At 71.7% G+C, this 22,530-nt stretch carries 15 protein-coding genes; 10 read left to right on the top strand and 5 right to left on the bottom strand.

Annotated features, from left to right (window positions below; genetic code table 11):
- Positions 1–71: 71 nt before the first annotated feature.
- Positions 72–719, top strand: coding sequence for a fasciclin domain-containing protein (locus ACFYZL_RS05775; RefSeq protein WP_384749160.1), 648 nt, complete (start codon positions 72–74; stop codon positions 717–719).
- Positions 720–1,464: 745 nt separating this feature from the next.
- Here the strand turns inward: ACFYZL_RS05775 and ACFYZL_RS05770 are convergent.
- Positions 1,465–2,499, bottom strand: coding sequence for a LacI family DNA-binding transcriptional regulator (locus ACFYZL_RS05770; RefSeq protein WP_384749162.1), 1,035 nt, complete (start codon positions 2,497–2,499; stop codon positions 1,465–1,467).
- Between the two features lie 231 nt (positions 2,500–2,730).
- On the opposite strand from ACFYZL_RS05770, the gene ACFYZL_RS05765 reads away from it, so the two are divergent.
- The 8 genes from ACFYZL_RS05765 to ACFYZL_RS05730 all read left to right on the top strand — a co-directional run bounded on the left by ACFYZL_RS05765 (position 2,731) and on the right by ACFYZL_RS05730 (position 13,654).
- Positions 2,731–4,026, top strand: coding sequence for an ABC transporter substrate-binding protein (locus ACFYZL_RS05765; RefSeq protein ID WP_384749165.1), 1,296 nt, complete (start codon positions 2,731–2,733; stop codon positions 4,024–4,026).
- A gap of 273 nt (positions 4,027–4,299) precedes the next feature.
- Complete coding sequence (locus tag ACFYZL_RS05760) at positions 4,300–5,118, top strand: carbohydrate ABC transporter permease (RefSeq protein WP_388676380.1); 819 nt, start codon at positions 4,300–4,302, stop codon at positions 5,116–5,118.
- Positions 5,115–6,032 (top strand): carbohydrate ABC transporter permease, encoded by a 918-nt coding sequence (locus ACFYZL_RS05755; protein WP_384749171.1) that lies wholly within the window; start codon positions 5,115–5,117, stop codon positions 6,030–6,032. The genes ACFYZL_RS05760 and ACFYZL_RS05755 overlap by 4 nt, the downstream gene beginning before the upstream one ends.
- Before the next feature lie 50 nt (positions 6,033–6,082).
- Complete coding sequence (locus ACFYZL_RS05750; RefSeq protein WP_388676926.1) at positions 6,083–7,882, top strand: beta-galactosidase family protein; 1,800 nt, start codon at positions 6,083–6,085, stop codon at positions 7,880–7,882.
- A gap of 77 nt (positions 7,883–7,959) precedes the next feature.
- Positions 7,960–8,931: an SIS domain-containing protein gene (locus ACFYZL_RS05745; RefSeq protein ID WP_388676376.1), complete on the top strand. Its 972-nt coding sequence runs from the start codon at positions 7,960–7,962 to the stop codon at positions 8,929–8,931.
- The gene (locus ACFYZL_RS05740; protein WP_388676373.1) at positions 8,924–9,901 is read left to right on the top strand and encodes an ROK family protein; all 978 of its coding nucleotides are present in this window, start codon (positions 8,924–8,926) and stop codon (positions 9,899–9,901) included. The genes ACFYZL_RS05745 and ACFYZL_RS05740 overlap by 8 nt, the downstream gene beginning before the upstream one ends.
- A 250-nt stretch (positions 9,902–10,151) precedes the next feature.
- Positions 10,152–10,988: a ketose-bisphosphate aldolase gene (locus ACFYZL_RS05735; RefSeq protein WP_384749179.1), complete on the top strand. Its 837-nt coding sequence runs from the start codon at positions 10,152–10,154 to the stop codon at positions 10,986–10,988.
- 164 nt (positions 10,989–11,152) lie between these two features.
- Entirely contained in the window at positions 11,153–13,654 is a 2,502-nt protein-coding gene (locus ACFYZL_RS05730) for an RICIN domain-containing protein (RefSeq protein ID WP_388676370.1), read from the top strand.
- 122 nt (positions 13,655–13,776) lie between these two features.
- On the opposite strand, the gene ACFYZL_RS05725 is transcribed toward ACFYZL_RS05730, so the two are convergent.
- Both ACFYZL_RS05725 and ACFYZL_RS05720 read right to left on the bottom strand, forming a co-directional pair.
- Positions 13,777–14,709 (bottom strand): SMI1/KNR4 family protein, encoded by a 933-nt coding sequence (locus ACFYZL_RS05725; protein ID WP_388676367.1) that lies wholly within the window; start codon positions 14,707–14,709, stop codon positions 13,777–13,779.
- Between the two features lie 435 nt (positions 14,710–15,144).
- The gene (locus ACFYZL_RS05720) at positions 15,145–15,684 is read right to left on the bottom strand and encodes an NUDIX domain-containing protein (protein ID WP_388676364.1); all 540 of its coding nucleotides are present in this window, start codon (positions 15,682–15,684) and stop codon (positions 15,145–15,147) included.
- Between the two features lie 227 nt (positions 15,685–15,911).
- On the opposite strand from ACFYZL_RS05720, the gene ACFYZL_RS05715 reads away from it, so the two are divergent.
- Positions 15,912–16,397 (top strand): DUF2809 domain-containing protein, encoded by a 486-nt coding sequence (locus tag ACFYZL_RS05715; RefSeq protein WP_388676361.1) that lies wholly within the window; start codon positions 15,912–15,914, stop codon positions 16,395–16,397.
- Between the two features lie 463 nt (positions 16,398–16,860).
- Here the strand turns inward: ACFYZL_RS05715 and ACFYZL_RS05710 are convergent, their stop codons facing one another.
- Complete coding sequence (locus ACFYZL_RS05710; protein ID WP_388676358.1) at positions 16,861–20,457, bottom strand: WD40 repeat domain-containing serine/threonine protein kinase; 3,597 nt, start codon at positions 20,455–20,457, stop codon at positions 16,861–16,863.
- A 326-nt stretch (positions 20,458–20,783) separates the two neighbouring features.
- On the bottom strand, positions 20,784–22,520 hold the full coding sequence (locus ACFYZL_RS05705; RefSeq protein WP_384749197.1) for an amidase: 1,737 nt from the start codon (positions 22,518–22,520) through the stop codon (positions 20,784–20,786).
- Between the last annotated feature and the right edge of the window lie 10 nt (positions 22,521–22,530).

Raw genomic sequence — 22,530 nt, 5'->3', positions numbered from 1 at the left:
GCCGGGCTCGGCAGCACCAACCCCGCAGCATCCAAACCCCCTACCGGAACACCACCTCAAGGAGAATGATCATGAGCAGCATGAAGATCCGCCGTACCGCGATCGCCGTAGCCGCAGCCGCGCTGCTGCCCTTCTCGCTGGCCGCCTGCTCCGACTCGGGCAAGGACGGCGCATCAGGTGCCGGATCGGACGAGCGCGAGGCCTCGGCTTCCGCGGCAGGGGCGCCGGACGCGTCGACGGCGATGGACAAGCCGTTCGGCCCGGCCTGCGCCGGCGTACCGGCCGAGGGCGCCGGCTCCTTCGACGGCATGGCCAAGGACCCCGTCGCCACCGCCGCCTCCAACAATCCGGCCCTGTCCACCCTGGTCGCCGCGGTCAAGAAGGCCGGCCTGGTGGACACGCTGAACAACGCCAAGGAGATCACCGTCTTCGCCCCGACCAATGACGCCTTCGCGAAGATCCCGAAGGCCGACCTCGACAAGGTTCTCGCCGACAAGGCCACCCTCACCAAGATCCTCACCTACCACGTGGTGGGCCGGAGGCTCACCCCCGAACAGCTGGAGAAGGGGTCCTTCGACACCCTGGAGAAGGCCAAGCTCACCACCAGCGGCTCCGGTGAGGCCTACAAGGTCAACGACACCTCCAACGTGGTCTGCGGCAACGTCAAGACCGCCAACGCCAACGTCTACATCGTCGACACCGTCCTGATGCCCAAGTAGCACGCGCGCCCCCACCGTCGCGGGGCCGGCCACCGCCGAGCAGACGACGGCCGGCCCCTACAAGCAGGTGAAGGTGCGGGTGGGGTGTCACGAAACCCGATGGGCCGTCCTGGCCCGCGCCTGTTCTCGGGGCCTCGGGCCGCGGTCATCGAGACGCTGACGGGCTCACCGTTCGGCGCCCAGCCCATCGGCGGTTCCCTGCCGTTGTTCGATCCTTACGGCCGGCACCCCGAGGCCGGCCTCGACGCCGCCGTCGCTCTGCTGGGCCGGAGCCGTGGGCGCAGCGACGGGGGGCGACCGCCGAGGCGCTGGAGCGGTTGCGTGCCGCCTGCTCGCGGGGGCCGGTCCTGGTCGGGCCGGTGGACATGGGCCCGCTGCTGTACCAGCCCGGCACCCCGAACGCCGACGGCGGTGACCGCTACGTCGTGGTGCTCGCCGCCGACCACGCCGTCCGAACGACGCGGCGACCTGTCTGGCAATGCCGGGACTGTCGCGCGCAGCCTCCACCGCACAGGGCCAGGCCGGGATCCTGGGCGGCCTGCAGTATCCGCTGATGCACGGCGACGACCAGGCCGCAGCGGCGCGGCTGCGGCAACTCGCACCCACCCATGCGCAGTTGCACACGGCCGTGAGTACGGCCGTCGTGTTCTCCCTCGAAGATCGCGCACCGTGCGACGCGTGCGTCGGGCCGAGTGTGCCGGCGGCGCCGGCTGAGTGCCGGGCAGACCCCCGCCGGCGCCAGGGCTCAGCGAACGGGTGCGGTCGTCGTGCTGGAACGTACGACGAGGCGCGGTTCGACCGAGCGCGGCTCGGGGACGGCGCCGGGGGCGTCGATCTGGCGGAGCAGGTGGGTCACCGCGAGGGCGCCCATGTGCTGGAACGGCTGGGCGATGGTGGTGAGGGAGGGCGAGCAGTACTCGGCGAGCTCGATGTCGTCGAATCCGACGACCGAGATGTCGTCCGGTACGCGCCGGCCCACCTCGTGCAGGGCCCTGATCACCCCGAAGGCCATCTCGTCGCTCGCGACGAAGACGGCGGTGACGTCAGGGATCCGTGCGAGCACCAGGCCGTTGCGGTAGCCCGAGGCGGGTGACCAGTCCCCGTCCAGGGGTGGCGGGACGGCGCGGCCCGCGCTTTCGAGGGCGGATCGCCAGCCGTCGCGGCGGTGGGCTGATTCCAGCCACTCCGCGGGGCCGGCGATGTGCCAGACCGTCTCGTGTCCGAGGTCCAGCAGGTGCCGGGTGGCGATGCGGGCGGCCTGGACCTGGTCGATGGCGAGGACCTCGGTGGCCTCGGTGCGCGAGCCGTCGATGGTGACGGTGGGCGTGGAGCGGGTCAGCTGTTCGATCCTGCTGCTGGTGTGGATGAGGGGCACCGAGAGGATGATCCCTTCGACGCCCTGGTCGGCGAGCCGGGAGAGCGCGTTCTCGATGGCGAAGGTGTCCAGCGAGGCGGTGGTGGCGGCGCTGACGGCGTACCCGGCCTCGTGGGCGGCCTTCTCGATGCCGGAGGTGACGGCGGCCCTGGAGTAGAAGCTCGTCTGGAGGGTCACGACGCCGATGGTCCGGCTCCGGCCCGACGAGAGCATCCGGGCGGCGTTGTTGCGGCGGTAGCCGAGCTGGTCGACCGCGGCCAGGACCTTCGCGCGCGTCTTCTCCTGCACGTTGGGGTGCCCGGCGAGCGCACGCGAGACGGTCTGCGCGGACACGCCGGCGACCCGGGCGACGTCCACCATGCCCGGGGCGCGCGCTCCGCCGTTGGCGTCACCGCTCTTCACCATGGGATCCCTCTCTCTTGTCCTACCTGGCCAATGGTATCGCTCACATGGCCGTTCACGTGCAGTTTCCCGGGTCAGTGCATCGGTTAACACCGGCTATTGGCATCGATAACATTCTCTGCCATAGTTTCGGCCATCAGCACACCGGACGGACGGCACCGCCGGTATGCACCACCGGACAGGCGGCCCCCGTGCAGGAGTCTCCGTTGCCTGCCACGGCGCTCAGGAGGAGCTGTGAAGCGTAATTTCATCCGTCTTGCGGGAGTGGCGGGTGCCCTCACCCTCGCCCTCGCGGCCACCGGCTGTTCGGGATCGGGCTCCGGCACCGCATCGGCCTCCGGAAAGGCATCGATAACATTCTGGGGATGGGCCCCGGGCTACGAGGAGGCCGTCAACGCCTTCAACGCCGGCCACCCGGACATCAAGGTCACGTACCAGACGGTGCAGCCCGGGGCGAAGGGCGGCTACCAGAAGATGCTGAACGCCGTGAAGGCGGGCAACGCGCCCTGTCTGGCCCAGGTGGGGTACGAGACGTTGCCCAGCTTCGCCGCCCAGGGCGCCCTCCAGGACGTGTCGAAGCACGCCGGCTCCGCCCAGCAGGAGTACCAGAGCGCCGCCTGGAACTCGGTGAGTCTCGGCAAGGCCGTCTACGGAGCTCCGGTGGACACCGGCCCCATGGCCCTCTTCTACAACAAGAAGCTGTTCGACTCGCTCGGTCTGAAGCCCCCGGCCACCTGGGCCGAGTACCGCGTCGTGGGGGAGAAGATCCACGCCTCCGACCCCAAGCGGTTCATCTCCTCGCCCTACCTCGACTACGACTACGCCGGCCTCGCCTGGCAGGCGGGGGCCGACTGGTTCGGCGTCGACAAGGACGCCTGGAAGGTCAGCATGGCCTCCGCCGAGAACAAGAAGGTCGCGGACTACTGGCAGGGCCTCGCGAACGACGGCCTGATCAGCAGCGCCCCCATGTACGACCAGGCGTGGTACACGGGCCTCGGCAACGGAGACATCGCCACGGTCGTCGGAGCGGTGTGGCAGGCGGGAGTCATCAAGGGCGGCGCCAAGGACGCGGACGGGCAGTGGGCCGTCGCCCCCATGCCGCAGTGGCAGGAGGGCGACAAGAAGGTCGGCAACGCCGGCGGATCGGCCACGGCCGTGCTCAAGGGCTGCGAGAACAGCGCGGCCGCGTGGGAGTTCGCCCACTGGCTGGGAACCGACAAGCAGGCGTTCGGCACGCTGGTCGAGAAGGCTTCCCTCTATCCTGCCGCGAACGATCTGCTCCACCTGCCGCAGCTGAAGGCCGACCCCTACTTCGGCGGGCAGCAGATCTACGAGGTCTTCGCCGCCGCCACGCCCGACGTCGACCCCGAGTGGACCTGGGGCCCGCTGATGACCTCCACGGTCGCGGATCTCAATGACGGTCTCGGCAAGGCTTGGACCGGAAAGGGCACCATCGCGCAGGCGCTGGGCCACACCCAGGACTCCACCGTGGCCGAAATGCGCAAGCAGGGCCTGGCGGTCGCCCCGTAGCACTGCCGCCCGGGCGGGGGCGGCAGGTCCCTCCCGGCCCCGCCCCGTCATCAGCAAGTGCAAGCAGTCGCCCCGCCGTTGACTCGCCGGTCGGCGGGGCGAACCACAGTGAGGACCCCGTTCGTGACCCAAGCCCGCCCTTCGGCACGCGCAATCGGACGGCGCCCGGCGGCCGCCGTTCCGCCCCGGCCCGCACGCGGAGCCCTCTCCGGGCGCCCGAGACGTCTGGGCCCGTGGCTCTTCTGCGCTCCGTTCTTCGCGCTGTTCCTGGCCATGTACATCGCACCGATCCTGTACGCGGCCCACGACAGCCTCTTCACCGTCCGCCGGTCGGGGCTGGGTCTGACCGCCCCGACGGAGGTCTTCGCCCCTCTGGACAACTACGTGCGCGCCGTTCACGACGGCTCGTTCACTGCCTCGCTCGGCCGCGTGGCCCTGTTCGGCGTCGTACAGGTGCCGCTGATGCTGGCAGTGGCACTCGTGCTGGCCCTGCTCATCGACTCCAAGTCGGCGCGGGGACGGGGCTTCTTCCGCCTGACGAGCTTCATCCCCTACGCGGTTCCGGGCGTCAGTGCCGCGCTCGTGTGGTCGTTCATGTACTCCTCGACGTCCAGCCCGCTGGGCCGGCTGCTCGAACCGCTCTCCGTCACCATCCCGTTCTTCGACGACGACGTGGTGCTGTGGTCGGTGGCCAACATCGTCACCTGGAGCTGGGCCGGCTACAACATGATCATCATCTACGCGGCCCTGCAGTCCATCCCCGCCGAGGTCCTCGAAGCCGCCCGCATGGACGGAGCCTCCGCCCTGCGGATCGCCTGGAGCATCAAGATCCCCGCGGTACGGGGCGCGCTGGTTCTCACCACGGTGTTCTCGATCATCGGATCGGCCCAGCTGTTCAACGAGCCGACCGTCCTACAGCCGGTCTCCGGCGGTTCGATCTCCTCCGCCTTCACGCCTCTGATGTCGGCTCAGAGCGCGGTCGCGGCGGGCAACTACCCGTACGCGGCGGCCCAGTCGGTCCTGCTGGCGGTCGCCGTGGGCGTGGTGTCGCTCATCTTCTTCAAGCTGACCCGCCGAGGAGACCAGGCATGACCACGGTGATCCCCACCCCCGCTCCCACCCCCGTTCCCGCCCCCGAGCCCTCGCTCGCGCCCACCCGGATCGGTCCCCGCCGCGGGACGCGCCCCGCCGGCCGCGTCACCGTACTCGCCCTGCTGGGCCTGTCCGCGTTCTACTTCCTCTTCCCGCTCTGGTGGCTGCTGGTGTCGGCGACCAAACCCTTCGGGGAGCAGTTCAGCGGCAGCGGCCTGTGGTTCGACGGCTTCGGTCTGTTCGACAACATCGCCCGGCTCGGCAGCCAGGACGACGGCATCTTCTGGCGCTGGATGCTCAACAGCGTTCTGTACTGCGGCAGCGGCGCGCTCGTCGGCACCGCCCTGTCCGCCCTGACCGGCTACGCCCTGGCCAAGTACGACTTCCCCGGCCGCGGGATGCTGTTCTCCCTGGTCCTGGCGGCCGTCCTCGTGCCCAAGGTGCTGTTCACGCTGCCGCTGTACCTGATGTTCTCGGGCGTTCACCTGATCGACAACCCTCTGGCGGTCCTGCTGCCGAGTGTCGTCAGCCCCTTCGGTGTCTACCTCGCGCGCGTCTTCGCCGAGCAGAGCGTGCCCGACGAGGTCCTCGAAGCCGGCCGCCTCGACGGCGCGGGGGAGTTCCGCATCTTCCGCACGATCGGGGTACGGATGATGCTCCCCGCCCTCGTCACGATCTTCCTGTTCCAGTTCGTCGAGATCTGGAACAACTACCTGCTGCCCGCCATGGTCCTGGGAGACGCCCGGCTGCAGCCGGTCACCGTCGGTCTGGTCGCCTGGAACGCCGGCCACGTCGCCGTACCCCCGCCCCTCGTCGTCATCGGATCCCTGGTCTCCATAGCACCGCTTCTGATCGCCTTCCTCGCGCTCCAGCGGTTCTGGCGCGCGGGCATGACCGCCGGAGCCGTCAAGTGACCCCTCCCGCCCTCACCACCGAGTCCCCCGGCTCCGCCCGCCCCGCCCCCGTGGCCGATGCGCTGGTCAAGCCGCCCGTGCTGAGCTGGGCCGACGGCAGCTTCCTGCGCCACGGGCGGCCCCACCGGGTCCTGTCCGGCTCCCTGCACTACTTCCGCGTCCACCCGGAGCAGTGGGCCGACCGCCTCCGGCGCGTCGCCGCACTCGGCCTGAACACCGTGGACACCTACGTGCCGTGGAACTTCCACGAGCGCACACGCGGTGACATCCGCTTCGACGGCTGGCGTGACCTGCCGCGGTTCCTCCGGCTCGCCGAGGAGACCGGCCTGGACGTCATCGTCCGCCCCGGCCCGTACATCTGCGCCGAATGGGACAACGGCGGCCTGCCCGCCTGGCTGACCGGACAGCCCGGCATGCGCCCCAGGAGCAGCCATCGCGAGTACCTCGACGAGGTCGGACGCTGGTTCGACGTACTGATCCCGCTCATCGCCGACCATCAGGCGGCGTACGACGGCCCGGTCGTGGCCGTGCAGATCGAGAACGAGTACGGCAGCTTCGGCGACGACCACGCCTACATGCGCTGGCTGCGCGACGCCCTGGCGGCACGCGGCGTCTCCGAGCTGTTGTTCACCGCGGACGGGCCCACACCGCTGATGCTCGACGGCGGCACCCTTCCCGGCGAACTGGCTGCCGCCACGTTCGGCTCACGCCCCGACCAGGCCGCCGGGCTGCTGCGCTCACGCCGCCCCGGCGAGCCCTTCCTCTGTGCCGAGTTCTGGAACGGCTGGTTCGACCACTGGGGCGAGAAGCACCACGTCCGGTCTTCTTCGAGCGCCGCCGACGACGTCGAGGGCATCCTGGCCCAAGGCGGTTCGCTGAGCCTGTACATGGCACACGGCGGCACCAACTTCGGGCTGTGGGCCGGCGCCAATCACGACGGCGAGGCCCTCCAGCCGACGGTCACCAGCTATGACTCCGACGCCCCCGTCGCCGAGCACGGCGCGCTCACCCCCAAGTTCCACGCGCTGCGCGACAAGCTCACCCCCCACAGCACACGGCCCGTCCCCGATCCGCCGGACGACCCGCCCCTCCTGGAGCCCGCCACCCTTCCGGTCCACCGCGGATCCGCGCTGCTGCCCGCGCTGAGGTCGGTGTCGACGCCCGTGCACGCCGCCAACCCACTGACCTTCGAGGAGCTCGGACAAGCCTCCGGCCTCGTGCTCTACACCGCACACCCGGTCATCCCGCCCGGCACCCACGAGGTGACGGTCACCGGTCTGCACGATCGCGCACAGGTGTTCGTCGACGGCACCCTCGTCACCGTCCTGGACCGGCCGACGGCGTCCTTCGACGTCACCGGCAAGGGCGCGGAGATCCGACTCGACCTGCTGGTGGAGAACCAGGGACGCATCAACTACGGCCCGCTCCTCGGACAGGGCAAGGGCATCCTGGGCGGGGTCCGCGTGGAGCGGCGGCTCGTCCACGGATGGTCCATGTACCCCCTGCCGCTGGACGAATGGACCGCCGAGGACCTCGACCGCGCCGGTGCGGCCACCGAGACCGCCGACGGCCGCGGCATCGCCACCGCACGTCTGCACGTCGAGGAGCCCGCCGACACCTTCCTGAGCCTGCCCGGCTTCGGCAAGGGCTTCGTCTGGGTCAACGACACCCTGCTCGGCCGCTACTGGGAGGTGGGCCCGCAGGGGACCCTGTACCTTCCCCGTCCGCTGCTGCGCGCGGGGGACAACATCCTGACGATCCTCGAACTCGACCGCTTCGGCCACCGCGTCGACCTCGTGGACGCGCCCGGTCTCGGGCCCTGCGAGGAGTACGTCGAGACCTTCGACTGATCCGCCGACGCCCCTCCACATGCCACCTCGCGCGGTCGATTCGGCGACCGCGCAACACCCCGAAGGAATCCAGCCCGATGTCCACTTCCCCGGACTCCGCGCACACCTCCCACACCTCCCACACCTCTCGCGAGATCGCCTCCCAACCGGACTGCTGGCGCAGGGCGGCCGCCTCGGTCACCGCCCACCGGGACGTCCTGCCCCAGCCCGGTGAGCGCGTGGCCGTCATCGGCTGCGGAACGTCCTGGTTCATGGCCCTGGCCTACGCCGAACTGCGCGAGCAGGCCGGTCAAGGCGAGACGGACGCCTTCGCCGCCTCCCTGTTCCCCGTGGGCCGCCGCTACGACCGCATCGTGGCACTGACCCGCTCGGGCACCACCACCGAGGTCCTGGACCTCCTGGCCAAGCTGCGGGGGCAGGCGCCGGTCACCGCCGTCACCGCCGACGCGGGCACCCCGGTGTCCGATGTCGCCGACGGCGTCGTCGAACTCGCCTACGCCGACGAGCAGTCGGTCGTGCAGACCAGGTTCGCCACGACGGCCCTCGCCCTTCTGCGGGCCCACTCGGAGAGCCAGGGCCCGCTGCCCCGGGCCGTGCGCACGATCGCGCAGGCCGCCGCGGACGCCGAGCGGGCCGTTGCCGCACCGCTGCCCGAGGAGATGTGCGCGGCGGAGCAGATCACCTTCCTGGGCGACGGCTGGGCCTACGGCCTCGCGCTGGAGGCGGGCCTGAAGATGCGGGAGGCTGCCGGCGCCTGGACGGAGGCCTACCCGTCGATGGAGTACCGCCACGGCCCCATCAGCATCGCCGGCCCCGGTCGGGGCACCTGGGTCTTCGGCCCCGCACCGTACGGCCTCGCCGCAGAGGTCGCCCGTACCGGTGTCGCCTACCTCGCCGAATCCGGCGGCGCGGTGGGAGATCTGGACCCATTGGCCGACCTCGTACGGGCCCAGCGCCTGGCCGTCCACGCGGCCGGCGCGCGGGGCCTCGACCCGGACAGGCCCCGAGCCCTGAGCCGCTCCGTGGTGCTGGCCGGCGAGCATGCCTGACCGTGCCGGCACCCGCACCTGCGTGATCGCTCTGGACGTCGGTGGCACGTCGATGAAGGGCGGGCTCCTCGACCGCACCATGCGGCCGCTGACGACCCGGCGCGGCGCGACCCCGCGACACCGGGGCCCCGAGGCCACGGTGGACGCGATCACTCGACTCCTCCACGACCTGGCGTCCGAGGCGGTCCGCTTCGGCGTGGAACCCGTCGCGGCCGGCGTAGTGGTCCCGGGCATCGTCGACGAGCCCGCACAGCGCGCCGTGCACTCGGTCAATCTCGGCTGGCGCGACCTGCCCCTGGCCGCGTTGCTCACGGACGCGACGGGACTCCCGGTCCGGATCGGCCACGACGTCCGCGCCGGCGGCATGGCGGAGAGCAGGCTCGGCGCGGCCCGTGGCTTCGACGACGCCCTGTTCGTGGCCATCGGTACGGGTATCTCCGCCGCCCTCCTGGTCGAAGGCCGTCCGTTCCGTGCCGGCGGATACGCCGGAGAACTCGGACACCTGACGGTCGCCGCCGGGACCGAGCAGTGCGCGTGCGGCAGGAGGGGCTGTCTGGAGGCAGTGGCCTCGGCCCGTGCGATCGCGGCCGCCTACAGCGCCCGGTCGGGGCACGAGGTCGAGGGGGCCGCGGAGGTCGCGGCGCTCGTGGCCCGTGCCGACCCGGTGGCGTGCGACGTGTGGGAGCGCGCGGTCGAAGCGCTGGCGGACGCGTTCGCCGCGTGTGCCGCGGTCCTCGCTCCGGAAGTGATCGTGGTCGGAGGGGGCCTGTCCCGCGCCGGTGGCCTCCTGCTCGACCCGCTGCGCGCCGCGCTCGACCGCCGTCTGAGCTGTAACCGGCGACCGGAACTGGTACGGGCGGCTCTCGGGGCGCGGGCCGGCTGCATCGGAGCGGGCCTGCTCGGTTGGGCGGCCGCCGACGCCGACCCGGCAGCCGCCAGGTCGGCCGACCGGGTGGGGGGAGTCCTGTGATCCTCACGGTCACCCTCAACGCCGCCCTGGACGTCACCCACTTCGTCGACGAACTGACCCCCCACACCTCCCACCGCGTCCGGGAAACGCGCCGCGCCCGCCGCCGGTCTCGCGGCCGGCCTGCCCTGGCCCGAGCTCCTGCGGGACGCCGTGGCGCTGTCCGCAGCCGCCGTCCCGGCACCCCTCGCGGGCGATTTCCGCCGCGACCTCTACGACCAGTTCCGTACGACCGCGAGTGTGGAGACGCCCCATGCCCTTGACGGCCACTGACGACATCATCGGTCCCGCGTACGCCCGCAACCGCGGTGTCGGAGCGTTCAACGTCGTCCAGCTCGAACACGCCGAAGCCATCGTGGACGGCGCGCACCGGGCGAACCTCCCCGTGATCCTCCAGATCAGCGAGAACACCGTCCGCTACCACGGCTCCCTCGCACCGATCGGCCGCGCCGCACTCGCCCTGGCCGAGCAGGCGACGGTGCCGGTGGCCGTCCATCTCGACCACGCCGAGTCCGAGGACCTGGTGCACGAAGCCGTCCGGCTCGGTTTCACGTCCGTGATGTTCGACGCCTCCAAGCTGCCGTACGGGCAGAACGTCGCGGCCACCCGGGCGGTCACCGAATACGGGCACCGGGCCGACGTGCTCGTCGAGGCGGAACTCGGCGAGGTGGGCGGCAAGGACGGCGCGCACGCTCCGGGCGTCCGCACCGACCCGCGGGAGGCACGGGAGTTCGCCGAGGCGACCGCGGTGGACTGCCTGGCCGTGGCGGTCGGCAGCTCCCACGCGATGGCCACCCGCGACGCCGTGCTGGACTTCGGACTGATCGCGCGCCTGCGCAGCGCCACCCGCGTGCCGCTGGTGCTCCACGGTTCGTCGGGCGTCTCGGACGGCGACCTCGCCAAGGCCGTGGCGGCGGGGATGACGAAGGTCAACATCTCCACCCACCTCAACGGCATCTTCTCCGCGACCGTCCGGCGCGAACTCCACCGTCAGCCCGCGGTCAGCGACACCCGCACCTACCTCGGCCCCGCCCGTGAGGAGGTCGCGGCGGAAGTCGCGCGCCTCCTGAACGTCCTGGCGGGCGGCTGAGGACCGCCCCCCTCACACTGCCCCGCGCCCCGGGTCGTCCTGCCCGGCGCGGGAGCACCGCACTCGGGCCGTGTCACCGCGGTCCCGAGCACAACCGCCGTCCCGAAGGACGACGGACCATCGAAGGAGCCGCCCCACTCGGCTCCTCGGATCAGGGAGTACCCGTGACCACTCCTCGAAGCAGACTGGCCGGCGCACTCGCCGCCGCCGCGCTGGTCGCCTCCGGCGGCAGCACGCTGCTGATGCCCACGGCATCCGCGGCGTCGACCGCCCCAACCTCCGCCACCGCCCCCGCCTACACCGTCACCGTCGGCGCCAAGGGCTCCTGGACGCACCCTGACGACACCCCCGCCGGCACCTACGTCGACAAGGACGGCACGTTCTACTTCCAGCAGGCCCACGCGCTCTACGGCGCCAACGACCCCCGCAAGTGGACGTTCTTCACCGGGACGAACCTCGACACCGCCACCCGGTCCGGCGCCATCAGCGACGCGGTCAACCCGGCCAACTCCAACGACCGCAACAACGACACCACTTGGCGCTGCAACAACAGCCCGACCGGGCTCGAATCGACACCCGCCCCCGCGGGGTCGGGCTACGCGCACCGGAACTACTGCGACCTCGCCGGCGTCTGGGTCGACCCGGACACCGGCGACTGGTTCGGACTCGTGCACAACGAGTTCACCCCGCAGCCGTTCGCCGACGGCCTGCACTACGACGGCATCGACTACGCCGTCTCCAAGGACCAGGGCCGCACGTGGACCATCAAGGACCACGTCATCACCTCGCACTACAGCACCGAGCGCGGCGACAACGCCGCCTTCCCGCAGCAGACCTTCCACTACGGCACGGGTGACCAGCGGCTGTTCGTCGACACCGGGTCCGGCTACTTCTACGCCTTCTACGGCTCCCGGATCGTGAACAAGGGCGGCGGCTGGGCCGCGTTCTACGGGCACGTCGCCCGCGCTCCGATCTCGGCGAAGATGGCTCCCGGCTCCTGGCAGAAGTGGTACGACGGTGCCTGGTCCGAGCCGGGCGTCGGCGGCCGCGAGAGCAACATGGTCCCCGTCGGCTCCGGCAGCACGACCGGGTACACCCCGCCGTCGAAGGAGTACGACCCGGCCAACACCGGCTCCGTGAGCCAGCAGGTCGCCGCCGGCCTGATGCCCCCCACGTCCCCGCTGTTCGTCATGGACATCACCTACAACGCCCACCTCGGCCTGTACATCGGCCAGCCCCAAGCGGTCGACCAGAGCGGCAACGCCTCCCAGGAGATCTACGCCACCGCCGACCTGACCACCCAGAAGTGGTTCCGTCTCGGCGACACGGGCAGCTACAAGAACGCCTCCTGGTACCGCTGGTTCCTCGACGCCGGCAACAAGACCGGCTCCACGATCGTCGGCAAGGACTTCCGATCGTACTGCTCCTTCGGCTGCTCCGGCGGAGCGAGCAGCGAGTACGTCAACCTCGCGATCGACACGACCGAGCCCGCGGCACCGGTCGACACCTCCAAGGCCTACCGCATCGGCAGCGCCGGCGGCCGGGTCCTGGCCCAGGTTCCCGGCAGCCCGGCCACCACCTCGAACGCCGCAGCCACCGGGTCCGGCCTCGAAGCGTGGACCTTCGCCTCGAACGGCGACGGCTCGTACCGCATCGCCAACTCGGGCACCGGTCAGCTCCTCGGAGTGGACGCCACCTCCACGGGAACCCGCGCCTGGGGCACCAAGCCCACCGTCACCGCGGCCGGCACCGGCGGGCCCACCGTCGGTCAGCAGTGGTTCGTCATCAAGGGCACCTCGCCCGCCGACGGCACCACCACCGGCTCGTACAAGATCGTCAATCGGTACAGCGGCCTCGTCATCGGCCTCTCCGCGGACTCCTCCCGCCTCGCCGAGACCACGCCCACCCGCAGCTGGACCAACACCACCGGCAACGCGGTCGGCGGCACCCGCACGGCGGCCGAGCAGACCCTGACACTGACCCCGGTCTCCCAGGCACCCGAAACGGTGACGGTCACCAATCCGGGCAACCAGGCCGGGACCACGAACAAGGCCGTCTCCCTCCGGCTTCAGGCAACCGATTCCCTCGGCAAGCCCCTGACCTTCAAGGCGACCGGCCTGCCCGCCGGATTGGGCATCAGCTCCGGCGGCCTGATCACCGGTACCCCCACCACCGCCGGCACCTCGACCGTGACGGTCACCGCGGCCTCCGGCACCGCCGTCGGCTCGGCAACGTTCACCTGGGCGGTCACCGCCGCCCTGGGCGGAGTCCACTCCCTCACCGCCGGGGGCAAGGCACTCGACAACCCCGGCCACAGCACCACCCCCGGCACCCAGCTCATCACCTGGTCCCCCAACAGCGGCGCCAACCAGAGGTGGGCCTTCACCCAGCAGACCGACGGCTCGTACCAGCTCAAGAACAGCGAGTCCGGCCTGTGCGCCGACGTCGAAGGCGGGTCCACCAGCGCCGGCGCGAAGATCATCCAGTGGACCTGCACTGCCGGCGCCAACCAGCGTTGGAACATCACGCGGCAGGCCAACGGCACCCACACGGTCGCCTCCGCCGCGAGCGGACTTCTCCTGACCACCGCCTCCTCCACGAATGGCGCACTCGTCACCCAGCAGCCCGACACCGGCACCGCACTCCAGCAGTGGACCATCAACTGAGGCCCTGACCGGCCTGCCGGGGTCCCGGCCCCCAACCCGGTACCCCGGCAGGCCTTCGCACGCCACACGGCGACCGACCGCCGCGGCCGGGTGGCGCCGACGGAGAGCTCGGAGGTGCCACGTCAGGTCGAGTGCTTCAGCATTCTCTGAATGGTTTCGCGTACCGAGTCGTCCGTCTCGTGGGCGAGGCGCCGCTCAAGGGCTTCTCGTCGCCGGGTGGGTAGCGGGCGTATCTGCGGTGTGCTCGCCGCCATGAGCACGGCAGCGAGGGATCGGACATCGGCGACCGGATCCGAGAGCGCCGTGATCAGCAGATCTCGGCCGTGTTCTCCCTGGGCGGCGAGGGCGCGAAGGATCGTTTCTCTCACGGCCGGGTGAGTCTCCGCGGCGAGCGCCCGAAGGAGCGTTTCGGGCAAGGCGGCGCTCGGGTCCGGGTAGGTGATGAACGTGTAGGCGGCGGCTCGCCGCCTTGCCGGGAGTTCGTCGTCCAGGAGCGTCGCCACGAGCTGGTCCTCGCTGCCGGCCATCTGGTGGGCGAACCAGTTGAGGTCCCGGTGTCCTGTCAGGACGCAGTCGAGCCAACGCTCGTACCAGGACAGGAAGTCGGAATCGGCGTGGAACAGGGGAGCGAAGAATCCCTCGGCGTTGACCTCCACCAAGCGCCCGCGTCCGGGTCCTGTGACGACGAGCAGCGTGAAGTCGCTGCAGCCCCGGTAGACAACGGTGATGGTGCCGGGGAAGGAGCCTGCGAGGTGGCCCCGGTCATCGGGACCCGTGGGTACGGCGTCATCGGGAGCGATGGGGAACGACTCCGCGAGATGCCCCCTGTCACCCCGCCCCACCCATCGCTCCATGGGCAGCAACCCGTAGGTGGGACCGTAGCCGCCGTGGCCGATTCGGGTGAGGAACTGGCGGAACTCCTCGGGCAGTCGAACGCCGTGGGCGTCCTCGAAGTCCGAGATCTGCGTCTCGGTGAGCACGGGGCCGAGTACGGCCTTCTCCGTGGTCGGCAGTGCGGCGAGTTTGGCTTGGATCCGGGTGATCCTGGCGTCCACCGGTACTTCTTCTCATGTCGGAAAGCGGTTCGAGCCGAGAGCATAGTCCACTCCCCGGGCACCGGGCTGTCGTCAGCCCGCGTCGAACAGGGCCGGAGGGCGCCGAAGCCGACGGGATTGCAGCGCATCCAGGTAGGACACCGCCTCGCCTGGGATGACGCACGGCGAAGGTGTGCCCGTCGGTCAGGACAGCGGTGTTGCCCTCCCGGAAGCGAAGGGAGACGGCGTCGCCGAGCAGGCTCTGGAGCTTGAGCCGGCCGGCGTCGGCCATCGCACCGCAGGCCCCGTTGCCCTCATCGGACAGGTGGAGGACGCCACAGTCGCTCAGGTGCACGATCACATGCCCGGCGCAGTGGCCCTGGCTGCGCAGCACTCGCACCGCGCCCGCGTGAGGTACGGGTCCGCCCCAGCGCGACCAGGTCCCCGGTCCGTTGATCAGACCCAGGTGTAGTTCGCATCGGTGACGGCGTCCAAGGCGGCGTCGGTGACGGTGGCATGGGGGTCGGTGAGGGCGGCGAGGGCGGAGCCGATGGGCGGGAAGATCGGCAGTTCGGCGGTCTTGCGGTAGTCGATCCATTCGATGAAGCCGACCTCGTGGCTGCCGTCGGGGAGCTCGTCCCGTTCCTGCTCGGCGAGGGTGGCGCGGATGTCGGGTGTGATGTGGAAGCGGTAGATCAGATGGAGCTTGCGCGGCGGCGGTGTGGGTCCGGGGCGGGTGACGCGCTGGTCGACCATCCACATCAGGTCCCCGCCCTCGGCCGCCGCCGTGTCGAGGCCGAGTTCTTCGGCGAGTTCGCGGGCGAGGGCGGCGATGAGGTCTTCGCCGTCTTCGACGTTGCCGCCGGGCGGGGTGTAGTGGGTGGAACCGGCGCGGTCGCGGCGGATGAGGGCGACATCGTCGCCGCAGAAGACCAGCGCCCCGGTCCGGATCTTGATCCGGGAGAACGGGGCGGGTGTGGCGGGGGTGTTCGTCATGGCCGTCAGTATCGCGGCGTGCCCCGTGCGGGCTCTTCCCCGAGCCCGTTCCGGGGCAGTCGTCCGCGCCCCCGACCAGGGTCGGCGCTGTTGCCGAAGGGCGGCCCTGACCCCCGTCCCCTGTGTCACCGGGAGCGTGGTTGAGGGGCACGGCCTCGGCCGGGCCGTCTCCCTCGGTTCTTGCCGGGCCCCGGACGGGCCGGCCCGACATCCGGCACCATGATCAGATGGCCTCCGCACCCACGAACCCCGACCGTGAGACCCCGGTCCCCGCAACGCCGGACCCCGCCCCCGGCCGGCCGGCCCGTACCCGCGCGGCGGCGGTGATGGCCGCCGCGCTGACCATCGGCGCGGGGCTGGCGATCAGGGCGATGACGGCGGGCGACGTGGCCAAGTACGGCGGCGACGCGCTGTACACCGTCCTGCTCCTGACGCTCGTCGTCGCGGCCGCCCCGCGGCTGTCGCCCGCGCGGGCCGCCGCGATCGCTCTCGCCGCCGGCTGGGCGGTCGAGTTCCTCCAGCTCACTCCGGTGCCCGCGGAGCTCTCCCGGCGCAGCACCCTCGCCCGTCTCGTACTCGGCTCCACCTTCAACGCGCCCGACCTGGCCTGGTACGCGGTCGGCGCCGCCGCCGGTTGGCTCGTCCACTCCGCGCTGCGGCGCCCCCGGTACGACACCGGCACCGGCACCGACACCGGGGCGCGCCCGGCGTAACCGGAGCCGAGCTCCAGCGCCTGCATGGTGTCCGTCTCCTGGCCGCCGTCGAGCGGCCGCTACCGGCGAGGAGTCCGGCCCCGCCGTACGGCCACGCCCTGGTCGGGCGCGGCCCGCTCGACGGCCTCCCCGGCTCAGTGGCGGCGGCGTCGCGGCTTTCGTTGCCGCCGTCAGTGAAGGGTCGTACCGTCCGTGGAACGGCGGACGGTGAACCGCAGTTCCGGACGCACCCACGTCACTCTCGGCGGGGATGCCGGGACCGTGCCCACTGGTTCGGCCCCCATGCGCCGGTAGAACTGCTCGGCGGGCGGGTTCGACACGACGCGGACCCGAGTCAGCCCCGCCTGTCCGGCTTGGTGGCGGGCTCCGGTCGGGCGCGCTCCCGTCGTCGCCGGCGGCGGCCTCGGCGGCGGGCACGGCCTTCCGTGCTGCTTCCCAGACCTCGGACCTCGTGCGGCACCCTTCAGCGGGTCATGCGGCCGAGTCGGCTGCGGATGCCGTCCGGGCGCAGCCAGCCGTATCCGGCGTGCTGGAGGAGCCGGAGCAGGTCGTCCTCGTCGCCGGCCGTCCATTGTCCTCCGTGGCGGCGGAGGAAGGTTTCCAGGTAGGCGGTCGCGCCGTCGTCCCAGCCGGCTGGTTCGCGGGCGGCGAGTTCCCAGTCCAGTTCCCATCGCCGTATGGTCCCCGCGCTGTCACCGGCGAGTACGAAGCGGCCGTCGCGGGACAGGGCGAGGGATGTCGGGCGGGCCTTTCCGGAGAACTCGAGGGAACGCAGGCACTTGCCGCTCTCGACGTCCCAGACGCCGATCCGGTTCGTGTGGGTGGCGACCGCGAAGCGGCCGTCGGCGGTGAACCGGGCCTGTGTCGCCCAGCCTCCGAGTGCTTCGAGTTCTCGTACGCATTCCCCGGTCGCGGTGTTCCACAGCCGGAGCGGCCAACTCGCCTGCCCGCTGGTGAGCGCGAATCGTCCGTCGGCGCTGAGGCACAGCGCCGATACGCTCTCCCGGACCACCGACCCGGCTGCTTCCGGCGCACGCAGGGCGTGCAGACATCGTCCGCCGGCCAGGTCCCACAGGCGGACCACGCCCCGGTCGGCCGACGCGGCGAGGTGCCCGTCGGACCCGACCCACATGGCGGTGACGCGGACGTCCTCGCCGCCGCGTGAGCCGACCCCGCCCCTGAGGGTCGTCACGTGGCGGCCGGTTTCCAGATCCCACAGCCGTACACCGCCATCGGCGCCTCCGACCACCGCCAGCCGCCCGTCGGCACCGAACCCCACGTGCGCGGCGCCCATGAGAGGTTCCCCCCGTACGCACCCGCTGGTGGCGGGCTCCGGTTCCAAGAGGTCCGGCAGCGCGTGGGTTCCGGGGAAGTCGCGGAGACGTTCACCGGTGTCGAGCCGCCACAGGCGCACGACCCCGCTCCAGTCGCCGGACAGCAGCCGCTGCCCGTCCGGACTCAGGCTCACCGAATGCACCTGGCTCGTATGCCCCTTGAGCACGCTCGTGCACGTGCCGCCCTCGACGTCCCACAGCCGGATCGTTCCGTCGCCGCCGCCGGAGACCGCGATCCGGCCGTCACCGGTGATGTCGATGGCGTTGACGGCCCGGGTGTGGCCGGTGAGCCCCCTCAACGGCCAGGCCGCCCGCAGCCCCGTCCGTACCGAACGGCTGCCCAGGGCCCGCCAGGCGGACAGGACAGCCGGTGCCCGTTCGTGGCCCGGGGTGTCGCGCGCCTGACTGAGCAGGTCGAGCGCCGCCGGCAGTCGATCGGCCCCCATGGCCCGTTCCGCCTCGGCGACCATGGTGTCCACCCGTGCTCCGAGACGGATCAGCTCGGATTGCGGGCGAGGGCGGCAGAGGACCGGCGCGGCATGGTAGCCGTGCGGCAGGTCCCACCAGCGCACCACGTTGTCGGCGCCGATGGACAGCGCGGAACGGCCGTCGGGGCTGATACGAACGGCCCGCACCCCGCCCTTGTGAGCCGTGAAGGTCCGCACGCAGCGGTCGGATTCCCAGTCCCAGAAACGCAGGTACGCCCCGTGGCCGGACAACAGGAACCGGCTGTCGGCGCTGAGGGACGCGGTGTCACCGGCGCGGGCGCCTTCCAGGGTGCGAACGCATCGGCCGTCATCGAGATCCCACAGGCGAATCGGGCCGTCGAACGTCCCGGTGATCGCGAGGCGCCCGTCGGGACCGAAACCGATGGGGTACGCCAGACCCGGACCGTGGCCGGTCAACTCGTGCCGGGGACGGCAATCCTCCAAGTCCCACACCGTGACGGTGGGCCGGGACCCGGTGTCGCCGATCAGCGCCCAGCGGCCGTCGGGGCTCACGTGCGGCGAGCGCAGCCCGCCGGAGCTCGCGAGCGTCCCCCGGATCCGGTCCTCCCGGATGTCCCACACGTGGGATCGGCCGTACCAGTCCGAGTGGATCGCGACCTGCCCGCCCAGGCCCAAGCAGGCCGCTCCGGCCTTGGCACGAACGACGCGCAGGCACCGGCCGTCGGTCAGGTCCCACAGCCGGACGGTGTCGTCCTGACCGGCGGAGATCGCGTACGTCCCGCCGAGGTCGACCGACCGCACGGGCCCGCTGTGCCCGGTCAGCTCCAAGAGGCACCGCCCGCTGCTCAGTTCCCACAGCCGCACCGTGCCGTCCGCCTCTCCGGTCAGCGCCCGCGTCGCGTCGGGGCTGAGGCGGATCGGCAGCTTGGTGCGCGGCGGCGCGTTCCGGTGCCAGGGCATCTCACGCGTGCCGACACAACGGGCGTCGGTGATCTCACCGGAGTCGAGGGCGCGCAGCGTCGCCCGCACCTCGGGCTGTTCACGCGCGGACCCGCCCAGGAGTTCGCGGGCCGAGGTGAGGTCGCCGCGTTCCATGTGCACCTGGGCGAGCAGGTGCCGGGCCTGCCGGGTGTCGCCGGTGTCGGTACGGATCGTCTCGATCTCGGCGATGAGGTCCTGGTCGGAGGTCGCGCCGCGCCGCCATCGCCGCACCCCGGCGTTGTAGATGGTTTCCAGGTGCCGCGGGTCGGCCGCCAGGGCCGCCGCGAACGCGGCGTCGGCATCGGCCTCGCGATCGAGGTCCAGTAGGGACAGGGCCCGGTTGCTCAGTTCGTCGGCGCGCAGATCGGCTGCCGCCGGGGCCGGGCGCGGGTACGTCTCGCCCGTCACCCGCCGGTAGATGTAGGCCAGTTGCTCGGCGACCTCGTCCATCGAGGCGGGTCTGTTCTCGGGCCGTTCGTCCAGGCACCGCGCCAGCAGGGTGTGCAGGTACGGCGGCATGGGCGGCAAGCCCTGGTCGGACGGCCCTTCGGCGCGGTAGAGGTCGAGTGCCTCGCCCGCCACTGCTCCGATCACCCAGGTCACCCCGCCGGTGAACATCTCCAGTACCGACACCGCGAAGCTGTAGATGTCGGTCCGTCGCCCCAAGGCGCGTCCTGCGGCCTGTTCCGGGGAGGCGTACGCGGGCGTGAGGCCGCCGCCGGACACCAGCACGCTGACGCCCGGTGAGCCGTCCGGCACGGCAGTGACGGAACGGGCCCGGGCGAGTCCGAAATCGGTGACCTTGGCCGTGCCGGCAGCATCCAGGAGCACGTTGGCCGGCTTGACGTCCTGATGTACGAGTCCCCGGTCGTGCGCGTGGGCCAGTCCCCACGCGACCTGGATCGCCGTGTCCAGAATCCGTGCCTGGGCCTCCTGCCGCCCGCCCTCGTACAGCCGGCGGTCGTCGATCCATTCGCGCAGGCTGCCGCCCTCGACGTACTCGGCGAAGATCCGCGGAACATCCCCGAGCGTCCGGACGTAGTGGCAGGCACACACATGTGGGTGCAGCCCCAGAGAGACCCATGCCTCGGCCTCGGTGACGAACCGCTCCCGGTCGGCGGCGCCCCGGAACCGCTCCGGCCGCGGGCTCTTGACCGCCAGGTCGACATCCCAGACCCGGTGCCGGACCTTGTACACCACGCCCATCCCACCGTGGCCGTGCACGGCGGTCACCTCGTAGAGTCCGGCGACGACATCCCCGACCCGCCACGACCACGGGACCTCGGACGCCCCCACGCTCATAGGTTCCCCTCACCCACGCCTCCGACGGATCTCGGATACTAACGCCCCTCTGTGGCCGAGGAGTTGTCCGACGGGTGGTCGGGTCGGGCCCGCCGGCCGGTCGTTTCACCTTCCGGCGTGCGCGCGGCCTGCTGCCCCCGTGTCCGGGCTGCGTGCTGATCGCCGGGCGACGCCTCAAGGCTGCGACACGCGGAGGGCCGAGCGGTGCAGGCCGTGGCGACACGGACATCCGGAGCAGGTCGGCAGCGGTGCCTCCGCAGCGGGTGCCGCCGCTGCGGGCTTCCGCTGCCGACTGTTGCGATCCGCCCGAAGGCGTCAGCTCACTCCGCCGACAGGCGCGGCGTGCGCTGAGGTTCCGTGCGTCGGCTACCCGTGCTTTCGAAGGCCGCGGCGAGGGCCAGCAGGGCGTTGTCGTCGTAGGCGCGGCCCGCGAAGGTCAGCCCGACGGGCATGCCGGTGTCCGCCATGGTGCCCATCGGCACGGTCACGGTCGGAATGCCGAGGTGGCGGGGGACCAGGTTGCCGTTCGCGACCCAGACGCCGTTGCGCCAGCCGAGGTCGGCGGACGCCTCGCACACGTCCATGTCGGCAGGGCCGACGTCGGCGACGGCGGGGAAGACCACCGCGTCCAGGCCCAGCCCGTCCATCCACAGTTCCAGGTCGACGCGGCGCGTCTCCTCGAGCCCGCGCAGCCCCTGCTCGAGGTGCGGCATGTCGGCGAGGGAGGCGTACGGGCGCTCGCGCACGAAGCGCGGGTAGTCGCCGATCGTGTCGTCGAAGCCCTCGTAGCGGTCCGGCAGTTCGCCGTCCTGCTTCGGCCAGATGCGGGTGCCGTCGACATCGGCCAGGGTGGAGAGCGCCGGGTCGCCGTTGGCGCGCAGGAAGTCGTCCCAGGCCCAGGCGGACAGGTCTTCGATCTCGAAGGTGAGGTATGCGCGGCTGACCAGTCCACGGGTGAGCAGCGAGGGTGCGCCGGGCCGGTCGGACTCGTAGTTGGTCACCACGGGGAAGTCGACCTCGACGACCTCGGCGCCGGCTGCCTCCAGGTCGCGGCGGGCGGCGTCCCAGAGGGTGATCACCGAGGGGCGGGTGTCGATGGGTCGGCCGGTCTGGCCGCCGATGCCTCCGTCGGGGTTCGTTCCGGCGGCGGGGTCGGCGTTGACGTACATCCGGGGCACGCCGACGCGCTTGCCTGCCAGCGCCTCGGACGCGGACGAAGGGTCGGCGGGTGCGAGCGCCGGGTACGAGGCGGGGCGTACCTGCGAGGGGGAGGGCAGCGCCACCCACGGCTGTGCGCGCCACAGGTCCCCGCGCGTGTTCGGGTCGTCGGCGACGATGACGTCGAGCAGTTCCAGCAGGTCGGCCATGGTGCGGGTGTGCGGGACGACGACGTCCATGGTCGGTACGAGGGGCCAGTTGCCGCGGACCGAGATCACGCCGCGGCTGGGGGTGTAGGCGCACAGCGCGTTGTTCGAGGCGGGGGCGCGGCCCGAGGACCAGGTCTCCTCGCCGAGGCCGAACGCGCCGAACGACGCCGCGGTCGCGGTGCCCGAGCCGTTGGAGGAGCCGGAGCCGTAGGCGCTGGTGAGCCAGTCGGCGCTGTAGGGGCTCTCGGCGCGACCGTACACACCGCGCTGCATGCCGCCGTTCGCCATCGGCGGCATGTTGGTCAGGCCGATGAGGACGGCCCCGCCCGCGCGCAGCCGCTCGATGGCGAAGGCGTCGCGTTGGGCCACGAGGTGCTCGAAGGCGGGGGAGCCGGACGCGGCGGTCAGTCCCTTCGCGAGGTAGCTGTCCTTCGCGGTGTACGGGATGCCGTCCAGCGGGCCGAGCGTCTCGCCCCGCGCGCGGCGGGCGTCGGAGGCCTCCGCTTCGGCACGGGCGTCCGGGTTCATCACGACCATGGCGTTCAGAGCGGTGGCCGTGCCGGGCCGGTCGTACGCCTCGATCCGCGCCAGGTAGGAGTCGAGCAGGCCGACCGCGGTCGTCTCGCCCTTCTCCAGCGCTGTGCGCAGGTCGGCGATACAGGTCTCCACGACATCGAATCCGCGCGTCATGAGGGTGTCT

Origin of the sequence: Streptomyces sp. NPDC001717 (genome assembly GCF_042892775.1) — a bacterium.
Classification (GTDB): Bacteria; Actinomycetota; Actinomycetes; order Streptomycetales; family Streptomycetaceae; genus Streptomyces.
The sequence above is the reverse complement of the archived record's forward strand: the minus strand, read 5'-3'. Positions and strand labels throughout refer to the sequence as shown.

Excerpts from the sequence above, each read along its gene's own strand:
- ACFYZL_RS05775 (WP_384749160.1), top strand. The coding sequence starts at position 72 with ATGAGCAGCATGAAGATCCGCCGTACCGCGATCGCCGTAGCCGCAGCC.
- ACFYZL_RS05770 (WP_384749162.1), bottom strand. The coding sequence starts at position 2,499 with ATGGTGAAGAGCGGTGACGCCAACGGCGGAGCGCGCGCCCCGGGCATG.
- ACFYZL_RS05760 (WP_388676380.1), top strand. The coding sequence starts at position 4,300 with ATGTACATCGCACCGATCCTGTACGCGGCCCACGACAGCCTCTTCACC.
- ACFYZL_RS05755 (WP_384749171.1), top strand. The coding sequence starts at position 5,115 with ATGACCACGGTGATCCCCACCCCCGCTCCCACCCCCGTTCCCGCCCCC.
- ACFYZL_RS05745 (WP_388676376.1), top strand. The coding sequence starts at position 7,960 with ATGTCCACTTCCCCGGACTCCGCGCACACCTCCCACACCTCCCACACC.
- ACFYZL_RS05740 (WP_388676373.1), top strand. The coding sequence starts at position 8,924 with ATGCCTGACCGTGCCGGCACCCGCACCTGCGTGATCGCTCTGGACGTC.
- ACFYZL_RS05735 (WP_384749179.1), top strand. The coding sequence starts at position 10,152 with ATGCCCTTGACGGCCACTGACGACATCATCGGTCCCGCGTACGCCCGC.
- ACFYZL_RS05720 (WP_388676364.1), bottom strand. The coding sequence starts at position 15,684 with ATGACGAACACCCCCGCCACACCCGCCCCGTTCTCCCGGATCAAGATC.
- ACFYZL_RS05715 (WP_388676361.1), top strand. The coding sequence starts at position 15,912 with ATGGCCTCCGCACCCACGAACCCCGACCGTGAGACCCCGGTCCCCGCA.
- ACFYZL_RS05705 (WP_384749197.1), bottom strand. The coding sequence starts at position 22,520 with ATGACGCGCGGATTCGATGTCGTGGAGACCTGTATCGCCGACCTGCGC.